The following is a 10694-nucleotide window of genomic DNA, read 5'->3' on the forward strand; positions in this document are numbered from 1 at the left end:
AGATGTGTATAAGAGACAGCTATAATCGCTTTGAGAGCAGCTTCCAAACCTTCTGCAATCGTTTGAATAGACATGGATGGTTTTTCAGGTTTGTCTGTGACTTGTTGAGGGATAAAAGGCACATGTATAAATCCAAATTTAATATTTGGAAATTGTGTTGCTTGTAAAAATCCAAGTTGATACAAAATATGATTACATACAAAAGTACCTGCTGTATTAGACAATCTCGCTGGTACCCCTGCAGACTTAATCGCCTCTGTCATACGTTTAACTGGTAAATTGGAAAAATATGCGGCATCGCCTGATGATTGAATAACTTCATCTATCGGCTGGTTACCTTCATTATCAGGTATACGCGCATCATCAATGTTTATACCTACACGTTCTGGCGTCAATTCAAATCTACCACCTGCTTGTCCAATTGCCAATACAACATCATATTGTTCTTGTTTTAATTTATTAACTATAGTTTCTTTGCTTTTATTAAAAACTGTAGGTATTTCTATCTTATCAATCTGATGTGTTTCAATTTCATTTGGCAATAATTTAACAGCTTCCAATGCTGGATTAATCTCTTCTCCACCAAAAGGATCAAACCCTGTTACTAATATTTTCATCATTAACATCCCCTTTTCATTTTTTAATTTATACTTTTTACATTTTAAAACGCCCAAACATACATTAATCCTATATGCACCAAAATTAATATAAGTGCAATAGGCGCTTGCGCTTTAATCACACCGAATTCTCGTTTCATTTCTAATAAAGCAACTGGTAAAGTATTAAAATTAGCTGCCATAGGTGTCAATAATGTACCACAAAATCCACCAGTCATAGCCAGTGCACCGGCTATAACAGGATCTCCACCTTGTGCGATAACAAATGGAATACCGATACTTGCTGTGATAACGGTAAATGCAGCAAATGCATTACCCATTAACATTGTAAAAAGCACCATGCCAATAACATATGCTGCCGCACCTATAAGATGATTGCCCTCTGGTAAAAAAGAGGATATGCCTTTAGAAATAACATCCCCCACACCACTCACTGTAAAAAGTACGCCTAATGCAGCCAAGAACTGTGGTAGTATACCAACTGTTCCAATTTGTTGGGTTAGACGGTCACTGTCGTAAAGTATATATTTACCATTTGGCTTAATAACAATATATGCAGCAAGTAACCCTAATATCGAAGAAACACCTAAACCTATTGCTCCTCCTAGTGGTGTCCAATTAGAAACGATAATCGCAGCTATAGCTAAAACAATAGCGGGGATAAATAATTTATTTCCATATTTTTGTGAACCCACGTTTCCCTGTGCTTCGTTGACATCTATAATATTTTTAATAACCACTTGTTTACATAGCGTTAATATTCCCATAACTATGATAAATATGCCATTGATTACGTTAGGTATATAAGGACCGGCAATAAATAAAATAGCTAATAAAATCCAAAATAAAGCTGTACCATATTTTTTGCTATTTGTTGATGCTTTTAACACGCGATATGCCGTATAAAGTAATTGTAAACCAATTAATATGTAAAATAGTTCTAAAATTTGATTTAATGTATGCTCACTCATGTCTTTCCACCTGCTTTTTACCATATTTCCGATCTAAATATTTATCAAATCTAATATTATTTATCCACACAATAAAAAAGACAATAACAGCTATAGGTAATGACGCTAATACAAGATCAATGGCATTCACTTTAATATCTAAAGACTGAAACGTACCAACCATTAACAATACACCCGCTGCCCCTACAAACAAATTTTGACCGAAGAAATTACCATAATTTTCCATCGCAGAAGTCTGCGCTTTAATCTTTTCGATATCCTTTTCGTCTACTTCATGTTCTTGCAAATGATAGCGTGTTCTTAACGCACCCTGTACCATTGGATTAATCAATGGACGTACAAACTGTGGATGTCCTCCGATACGTATTGATGCAACACCCGCTAATTCTCTAATGAATAAATAGATAGTCATCAATCGCCCACTCGTAACTTTATTCACCTTACCGATCATATTCGAGGCCTGCTTTTTTAAACCAAAACGCTCAATTAACCCCACCATAGGTAATGTTAAAATAAAAAGTGTAACTAAACGATTATCAACAAAAGCTTTTCCTAATGTTTCAAGAATAACGTACAAATTTAAACCTGATACAAGTCCCGTCGCTACAGCAGCGATTAAAATCACAGCAATCGTATCAATCTTGAATAAAAAACCAAGTACTATAATTAAAATTCCAATCAATTTTAACCATTCCATGTTATCTCCACCTTTCTTCTTTTATATTAAAGGTTTACTTTTTTTAATACAATGAATTTTCAGATAATTTTTATACCTTAACAACATAAACAAAAAAGTCCAAAACATCTTTTACATGTTTCAGACTTTTAATGACAACGGCTTATAAGCGATAAATTTTAATTTTTCATTTTTGGAAAATTACTTGAACATCTTTGTTAAAACGCGTGTATTATACTTATTCCTCTACTACGACATTAAAGTTCGCCATAATTCATACATCTAAACACTTGCTGTCTCATATCTTCATTCGCATTTAAAATGCTATAGCCATTTTAAAGTGGCATCCGATTCATTACGAGAAGGTAGCAATGTTTCAATGATTAATAAAATCGTACATATCCATGCAATCACATTAAGTATGATGGCTATGCTATTGATTTGAATCAAATCAAATGAAATGTTCATAATAATAGACACAACTATAAGAATGATGGCAGAAGTTCTTCTTCTCCCTGCATCATAAAATCGTCGCAATGTTATAGCAAACATTGGTATAATCATTGCCAATACAAAAATCCCAACCAATATTGACAGGATTGTAGCAACAATAAAAGCACCTGAAATAAAAGCAATAACACCAATAATAGCTACAATAAATATACTAACAATATGAATCAGCACCGGTGTCCAGAACTCTAATCTATTGGATTTACTTTGAAAATCTATATATTTTTTCCAAAAATCTTTATACGCCTCTATCATATTTGACACTCCATTTTTCAATTAAAGTTATTTAAACATTTATTATTCATAATAGCGTAATCGCACACCTTCTAACAAGTACTAGCTACATATCTAGTTTAAATATATGACTTAACTACTTTTTCTAGCACGACAGGTAATTCTATTAATGCGCTCTGCTTATGCAGACGCTCACTTAATTTATGAGCATCTTTGCCGATGGGTCCTATCAACAATGTAGGTGCACTGATGGCTTTTATTGATTCAAAAGGAATAGTGTATGTACGATTGAAATTTGGCGTATTTTGCTCATATATAACCATCTGTTCCATATCTCCATCAAACTTTAAATAACTCGTATCACTGATGCCATTAAAATAATATACTTGTTCACTACTACGCTGAAATTGTTCATTTAGTGTATGTTTCACTAATTCTATAGTTGAGGATACGTGCTTGTCGGATGAAGCATTAACAGCTGGATAATAAGGTGAAGCAAAAAATGTCACTACAGCTGGCGCTATATTCTTACATATTTGCATCAGCTTATCTGCAACATGAATATTCTGTAAATGTAACTCTGACGTTTCTTGAAGTGTTTGATCTATAAGATTAGTGATTGCTTCTTCACCGTACTGTTTAACAGCATATTGCCTAAGTTGCTCATATGTCAGAACATTAATTTTTTTATCGAATTGGTAATCTTCTGTTTCTAATACAGATAGCCAATCCGATTCACAACGCTCAACAGCAGTGATGACCGTATTTATGAATTCTCTAAAAACATCTTTAGGCGTTTTGTTAAATAGAAAGAAGTTAAATAATCCTATGGTTTTGTATGGCGTTTGCACATCATATGTATCTTTAATATCTTTCATCATTAATGTTACAGGTACAGGTGTGGATTCATTTTCAAAATGTTCTTTTAGCTGTGTGTTATATTCTACCGCTTGTGTAATATAACTCATCATAAAGTTAGCACTCAAACCTTCAAGAGGCTGACCGACATGTGTTTCCTTTCCATAGCACAGTACTGCTGGCATGATTTTACCAATTGATCCTGAATATATATAATGTTTTTCATCTGAAGTAGCTTGCTGAAAAGTAGGTTCACTATTCAAATGTAATTGTATATCTAAATCGTAGTTAGCTTTTAATTCTGCTAATTTTTCTACCGCTTTTCTCATACCAGAAGAATTTACTTCCTCGTCTGGAACCGTAACTAAAATCAAATTAATATCCCATTGTTCAATGGATGCTAATTCAATTAAAGACATATGCAACATGAGACCTGCTTTCATATCCATAATCCCACGACCAAATAAGTAATCTTCACTAAGTAAGTCTTCTACAGCCCCTTTATCTAAATAATTTTGGTTTTCTAAAAAATACTGCTTTAATTTATCAGGATTACAAGCTAAATCATGAGCTAAACCAAATTCCGACACATCGACCGTATCATAATGACTAACAAGTACAATAGTTTTACCGGATTGGGAACCCTGATAAAAAGCAATTAATGCTTCTTTATCATCATCCGTTAGTATTTTTTGAATTTGATTGGGATTGGTCTTAAAATATTTAAGTTGAAATAACAATTGGTTTACCAGATTAGGGAATGTTTTCTCTCCTTGTGTATTCGTAATTGATTGGTGATTTACAAGTTGTTTTAGTAAAGTTAAACGATCTTGTTCATTTTGCCATAAAGTTTGCATCAATCCAGACCTCCTTGTAAGCGTTTACTAAATTATAATATGATTTCCCAATGATAACCAATAATTTTACTGTACATTTCAAACTAATTTACGCATATGAGGTTTGTCTATATCCTAATTTTTTTCATATATACTACTCTAAAAATGCACCGTTCTATGCTTGATACTTAATCTAGCATAGAGGATGCATTTCATTTTGTTATTTACTTCAAAAATCTTATTACCATAACTAATTATTAAATTGCTTTTTCGGAACTAATAACCATACAAATACAAATGCAATGATTGCTAATGCAGCATTAAACCACAGTCCATACATGGCACCAACATGAATATTGTCACGAGCTGACATAATCGTAAATATTGTCCCTGAAATAGCTACGCCAAATGAGTTACCAAGTGAAGATGCCATTTTATATACACCAGACGCGACACCTACCTTATCTTCTGGCGCAGTAGTAACAGCTGTATCTGTTGAAGGTGTGGCATACATACCTAAGCCTACACCATAAATTAAGTAACCTAACACACAACTGATGACATAAACAGGCGTAGGTAAAAAGGTTAACGAGATTAATAGAATCCCTATCGCATTAAGCCCTGCACCTATAAGCATTGGTTTTTTAGGACCGACTTCCTGTAGGATTTTTTCTCCGACTCTAATCATGATTAAAACAGCTACTAAATAAGTAATAGTCATCATACCAGATTGGAATGAGGTGAAATGTAATCCCGATTGAAAATAAGTATTCGCAACAATAAGCGTTCCTGCTACAGCATTTAGTAAAAAGTTTGACACTGTAGCACCACTGTATGCTTTATGTTTAAAAAGTTTAAAATCTATCAATGGGTTTTTAACTTTGTTTTCAAATAATATAAATACAATAATTGAAATGATGAATATCACAATTAACATCAAAATAAGCGGTGAAAAGAAACCATAATTTGAAGATTGTGTAATGATTAAATTGACACTCAGCATTGCAACTATTAATATAATTAGCCCTACAAAATCAAATTTGGCACATTTTGATGCCTCGGTTTGAACGGCTTTCGTTTCTGGCGTGTGTTTGATTAAATACATAGACACTAAAGCTACTATTATTGAAATAATAAATATAGATCGCCATCCTACAAAGGTAGCCATGATGCCACCAAAAAACGAACAAATTCCAGTACCACCCCATGAACCGATAGACCAGTAACTTAACGCACGTTGTCGCCTTCTTCCAATATAGTATTCATTTATAATTGCTAATGTCGAAGGCATGATACATGCTGCAGATAGCCCCTGTATTGCTCTCCCAAGTACTAACAAAGGGACAAATCCTGGAATGATAATAAGTAATGATCCAAGAACGCTTAAAGTCAAACCGATATAAGTCATTTTGACCCTACCATATCGATCTGCAAGTCCTCCTGTACCTACAACAAACAAACCACATAATAATGCGGTTAAACTTACGGCTACGTTAATCGTTCCATAACTAGTTGTGAAAGATGTTTCTAATGCAGGAACGATATTAACGAGCGATTGAGCAAACAACCAAAATGTTATTACGCTTAAAAAAATACCTAAAAGAAGTCTGTTATCTCCTTCGAATGGTTGTTCTGATTCCATATTATTTTGCCTCCTAAATCCCCGTAAAACAACCATAATCATTATTAATGATTTAACTTGTCCAGCTCCAAAACATTTTCTCTTGCCTTATAATAATGATTACATGGTAAACATGACTTTTTAAAATTCAAAACATTTTTTAAAAAAGTCAATAAGATAAAAATAACATTTACTTCAATTTATTGCTAAAAAAAGAGCACGCAAAGCGTATTAAGTAACTTTTTAATTATTCCACAAAATATATTGATAGCGTTTAGAAATTTTATTTTTTCTATAAGAATAATTAATACATAATCAAAATTATGTATTATACTAGATAGACAAATTATCTATAAAGGTGTATGAGATGTTAAATTTATTTATTTTATTACTAGAACGTGTAGGTCTTATTATTATTATCGCTTATATATTAATGAATATTAATCACTTTAAAACAATGATGAATCAAAGAGATAAACGAAGTTCACAATGGCAGCTCATCATCATTTTCGGGTGTTTCTCTATGATTTCAAACTTCACAGGTATACAAATCAATGGCAATGAAGTCGTTAATGGTAGCGTCTATAATCACTTAGATCCTGAGGCTTCTCTCGCAAATACGCGCGTACTTACCATAGGTGTTTCAGGGTTAATCGGAGGACCATTCGTCGCTATTTTTGTCGCAATGATTTCAGGCATTTATCGTGTTTATATTGGTGGTGCTGATGCTTATATTTATCTGATTTCATCTATATTTATTGCGCTAGTATCCGGTTATTTTGGTTATAGAGCAATGCGTGCACGTCAGTATCCTACCATAGTTAAAGGTACTATCATTGGAGGTACTACAGAAGTTATTCAAATGATTTGTATCTTAATCTTTTCTGATAATACGGAGCATGCTTGGTCACTAGTTAAATTAATTGCTTTACCTATGATTTCAATCAACTCAATCGGTACAGCAATTTTTTTATCAATTATATTATCGACAATCAAACAAGAAGAAGAAACACGTGCTATTCAAACACATGATGTTTTACAACTAGCAAATGAAACATTACCATTTTTCCGCTCAGGATTAAATGAGCATTCTGCCAAACAAGCAGCTACCATTATTATAGATCTTATGCGTGTTTCGGCAGTCGCTATCACTAATCGTAAAGATATATTAACGCATGTAGGTGCAGCAAGTGATCATCATGTTGCCCAAAAACAAATCATTACCAATCTTTCAAAACAGGCAATACAAGCAGGTACTTTAAAAGAAGCATATTCAAGGGAAGATATTGGTTGTAATCATCCTGAATGCCCGCTTGAAGCAGCCATTGTCGTTCCATTAAGAGTCAAGAATGATGTTATTGGTACTTTAAAACTATATTTTACTAATAGGCACGATGTTACTCATTCCGACAAACAGTTAGCATCTGGTCTTGCAGAGATATTTTCTAGTCAACTTGAATTAGGTCAAGCTGAAACACAAAGCGCTTTAGTTAGAGATGCCGAAATCAAATCACTACAAGCACAAGTAAATCCGCACTTCTTTTTCAATGCCATTAACACAATTTCTGCCTTAGTCAGAATTGATAGTGAAAAAGCAAGAAAGTTACTGTTACAGCTCAGCCAATTTTTCCGCTCAAATTTACAAGGTGCACGTAACAATACGATTTCACTTGAAAAGGAATTGCAACAAGTTGAGGCTTATTTATCACTGGAACAAGCGCGTTATCCAGATCGTTTTGATGTTTCATTCAATATTGAAGATTCATGTTATGGTGCACTTGTACCACCATTTGCAATACAAATACTTATAGAAAATGCCATCAAACATGCCTTTAAAAACCGTAAATATAACAATCGTATTATCGTAACCGCTTATAAAACAGCAGATGGATTATATATATCAGTTGAAGATAATGGTTCAGGAATCCCTGATGATAAAATTAATAATATAGGTAAAACACGTGTTTATTCTGATTTAGGCACAGGTAGCGCCTTAGAGAATTTAAATCACAGATTAGAAGGCTTATTTGGCATTACAGCTAAAATGCATATTCATTCCGGCAAAGAAGGTACCAACGTAAGTTATACTATTCCATTTTTCATAAGAGAGGACGAAAAACATTGAAAGCAATTATTGTAGATGATGAACCTTTAGCGCGTAACGAACTTCATTACTTATTAAATGAAATTCGTACGTTTGATATAATTAATGAAGCAGAAAATGTTTCAGAAACATTAGAACTCTTACTTTATGATCGTTATGATGTAATTTTTTTAGATATTAATTTAATGGAAGAGAGTGGACTCGATTTAGCAAATAAAATTAACAAAATGCAAAACCCACCACATATTATTTTTGCTACGGCACATGATACTTTCGCCGTTAAAGCTTTTGAGCTAGATGCGACGGATTATATTTTAAAACCATTCGAACAAAAACGTATTGCACAGGCCATCCATAAAGTTGAAACAGCGCTCGATCACGATACTTATAAACAAGCAAATGATGTCAGCCAGCATCAAAATGATGCACACAAAGAAAATACGCCAACTTCACAAATGGTTTTACCTATTGAAGTAGATGAGCGTATTCATATCATTAATTTAGAAGATATTATTGCTATTTCTGTTAATAACGGTATTACTACGATCAACACCTTACAAGAAAATTATCATACAACTGAACCACTTAACCATTACGAAAAAAAAATTGCGGATCCTTTGTTTATGAGAATTCACCGTGCCACGCTTGTTAATAAAGTACACATACAAACAATAGAACATTGGTTTAACTATACCTATCAACTTACGATGACAAATGCATTAAAATTCCAAGTCAGTCGCTCATATATGAAAACGTTCAAGCAGAATATGGGCTTGCTTTGAATGTCACATCGTAATTAATGCAACTCAGTATATACGTTTCGTAATTCACCTTTAAAACGACTAGTAGCAACCGTTTTCATATTATAATTAACTCAAGATTAATTCGGGAGGAAATACATTATGGAAACAAACAAAAAACAAGCTGAGAAGCAGCCTAGTCATTCAAAAACGTATAACTTTTTTCATCAAGTACTAGTGCTGGCAATCATCATGCTTTTATCAAATATTATCGAAAGTTTCATGCCTATTCCAATGCCAGCATCAGTGATAGGTCTAGTCTTATTATTTATCGCTTTATGTACAGGGATTGTTAAACTTGGGGAAGTTGAAAAAGTGGGTACGACGCTAACAAATAATATTGGTTTCTTATTTGTACCTGCAGGTATTTCAGTTATTAATTCTTTAGGCGTATTAAGCCAAAGTCCGATCTTGATTATATTGCTAATTATCATTTCTACAATCTTATTATTACTATGCACAGGATTTTTCTCACAAATGTTAATTACAAAATCATTTATACCTAAGAAAAGAAAACCTAAACAGTTAGCGGAGGAAAAATTATGATTGAACATTTAGGCATTAACACACCATATTTTGGAATTTTATTATCTATTATACCTTTTATCGTAGCAACGATATTATTCAAGAAGACGAATGGCTTCTTTTTATTTACACCATTATTTGTCAGCATGGTCTTCGGTATAGCATTTCTAAAGTTAACAGGTATAGATTATGCAAATTATAAAATCGGTGGCAACATCATCAATTTCTTTTTAGAACCTGCAACTATCTGTTTTGCGATTCCGTTATATAAAAGACGTGACGTGCTTAAGAAATATTGGAAACAGATCCTTGGTGGTATTGCTTTCGGAACGACAGCTGCTTTGGTATTTATCTATTTCATTGCAAGTGCTTTCCAATTTTCAAATGAAATCATTGCATCTATGTTACCACAAGGTGCTACCACTGCCATTGCTTTACCAGTATCAGCCGATATTGGTGGTATTAAAGAACTAACATCATTGGCAGTAATCTTAAATGGTGTCATTATTTATGCTTTAGGTTCCAAACTCATTAAATTATTTAACATTACAAACCCTATTGCTCGTGGGCTCGCACTTGGTACAAGTGGCCATTCATTAGGAGTGTCATCTGCACAAGAATTTGGTGAGACAGAAGCTTCAATGGCCTCTATTTCACTAGTAATCGTAGGTGTAATCGTAGTCGTTGTTGCACCAATTTTAGCAACAGTCTTACTATAATATCTAAAATCACAACGATAAAAAGTTAGAACATAAACAATGCTTGCTCAAGCTTAAGCGTCAATTTCTATGATAAATATAGAAGTTGACGTTTTCTTTAGTTTTATGAAACCTAAAATTTTCTCCCCCCGTTTTTTCTTATATTTAATACAGTTTAATTAAATATAAATGTTTATATCATTTTATATACGTTTTGAAATTTTTTAAAAATTAACGTTACATG

Annotated in this window: 10 protein-coding genes; 4 read left to right on the plus strand and 6 right to left on the minus strand. The window is 33.1% G+C overall.

Features of this window, described 5'->3' with window-relative positions:
- From pcp to CD150_RS10925, 6 genes are all read right to left on the minus strand, one after another.
- The coding region (gene pcp / locus CD150_RS10900; RefSeq protein WP_103161582.1) for a pyroglutamyl-peptidase I at window positions 1–617 on the minus strand (617 nt) is incomplete at its 3' end.
- Between the two features lie 44 nt (window positions 618–661).
- On the minus strand, window positions 662–1588 hold the full coding sequence (locus CD150_RS10905; RefSeq protein ID WP_070657952.1) for a DUF979 domain-containing protein: 927 nt from the start codon (window positions 1586–1588) through the stop codon (window positions 662–664).
- Entirely contained in the window at window positions 1581–2285 is a 705-nt protein-coding gene (locus tag CD150_RS10910; protein ID WP_019468807.1) for a DUF969 domain-containing protein, read from the minus strand. The genes CD150_RS10905 and CD150_RS10910 overlap by 8 nt, the downstream gene beginning before the upstream one ends.
- Before the next feature lie 303 nt (window positions 2286–2588).
- A complete protein-coding gene (locus CD150_RS10915) occupies window positions 2589–3029 on the minus strand; it encodes a DUF805 domain-containing protein (RefSeq protein WP_073344075.1) in 441 nt (146 codons plus the stop codon).
- 98 nt (window positions 3030–3127) lie between these two features.
- Window positions 3128–4723 carry a M20/M25/M40 family metallo-hydrolase gene (locus tag CD150_RS10920; RefSeq protein ID WP_174894783.1) on the minus strand — a complete coding sequence of 532 codons (1596 nt, stop codon included), beginning with the start codon at window positions 4721–4723 and terminating at the stop codon, window positions 3128–3130.
- A 229-nt stretch (window positions 4724–4952) separates the two neighbouring features.
- Window positions 4953–6344, minus strand: a complete 1392-nt coding sequence (locus CD150_RS10925) for an MFS transporter (RefSeq protein ID WP_073344078.1) — start codon at window positions 6342–6344, stop codon at window positions 4953–4955.
- A gap of 346 nt (window positions 6345–6690) precedes the next feature.
- Here CD150_RS10925 and CD150_RS10930 point away from each other — a divergent pair, with 346 nt between their 5' ends.
- The 4 genes from CD150_RS10930 to lrgB all read left to right on the plus strand — a co-directional run bounded on the left by CD150_RS10930 (window position 6691) and on the right by lrgB (window position 10471).
- Window positions 6691–8448, plus strand: a complete 1758-nt coding sequence (locus CD150_RS10930) for a sensor histidine kinase (protein WP_103161583.1) — start codon at window positions 6691–6693, stop codon at window positions 8446–8448.
- A complete protein-coding gene (locus CD150_RS10935) occupies window positions 8445–9209 on the plus strand; it encodes a response regulator transcription factor LytR (RefSeq protein ID WP_103161584.1) in 765 nt (254 codons plus the stop codon). The genes CD150_RS10930 and CD150_RS10935 overlap by 4 nt, the downstream gene beginning before the upstream one ends.
- Window positions 9210–9329: 120 nt before the next feature.
- Window positions 9330–9773, plus strand: a complete 444-nt coding sequence (gene lrgA, locus CD150_RS10940; RefSeq protein WP_046207562.1) for an antiholin-like murein hydrolase modulator LrgA — start codon at window positions 9330–9332, stop codon at window positions 9771–9773.
- The gene (lrgB, locus tag CD150_RS10945) at window positions 9770–10471 is read left to right on the plus strand and encodes an antiholin-like protein LrgB (protein WP_103161585.1); all 702 of its coding nucleotides are present in this window, start codon (window positions 9770–9772) and stop codon (window positions 10469–10471) included. Before lrgA ends, lrgB begins: the two co-directional genes overlap by 4 nt.
- Window positions 10472–10694 lie beyond the last annotated feature (223 nt).

The sequence above is a fragment of the Staphylococcus ureilyticus genome (assembly GCF_002902235.1).
GTDB classification, from domain to species: domain Bacteria; phylum Bacillota; class Bacilli; order Staphylococcales; family Staphylococcaceae; genus Staphylococcus; species Staphylococcus ureilyticus.

What these genes read in the sequence shown, in the direction of transcription:
- CD150_RS10905 (WP_070657952.1), bottom strand. Translation starts at nt 1,588, where the DNA reads ATGAGTGAGCATACATTAAATCAAATTTTAGAACTATTTTACATATTA.
- CD150_RS10910 (WP_019468807.1), bottom strand. Translation starts at nt 2,285, where the DNA reads ATGGAATGGTTAAAATTGATTGGAATTTTAATTATAGTACTTGGTTTT.
- CD150_RS10915 (WP_073344075.1), bottom strand. Translation starts at nt 3,029, where the DNA reads ATGATAGAGGCGTATAAAGATTTTTGGAAAAAATATATAGATTTTCAA.
- CD150_RS10920 (WP_174894783.1), bottom strand. Translation starts at nt 4,723, where the DNA reads ATGCAAACTTTATGGCAAAATGAACAAGATCGTTTAACTTTACTAAAA.
- CD150_RS10925 (WP_073344078.1), bottom strand. Translation starts at nt 6,344, where the DNA reads ATGGAATCAGAACAACCATTCGAAGGAGATAACAGACTTCTTTTAGGT.
- CD150_RS10930 (WP_103161583.1), top strand. Translation starts at nt 6,691, where the DNA reads ATGTTAAATTTATTTATTTTATTACTAGAACGTGTAGGTCTTATTATT.
- lrgA (WP_046207562.1), top strand. Translation starts at nt 9,330, where the DNA reads ATGGAAACAAACAAAAAACAAGCTGAGAAGCAGCCTAGTCATTCAAAA.
- lrgB (WP_103161585.1), top strand. Translation starts at nt 9,770, where the DNA reads ATGATTGAACATTTAGGCATTAACACACCATATTTTGGAATTTTATTA.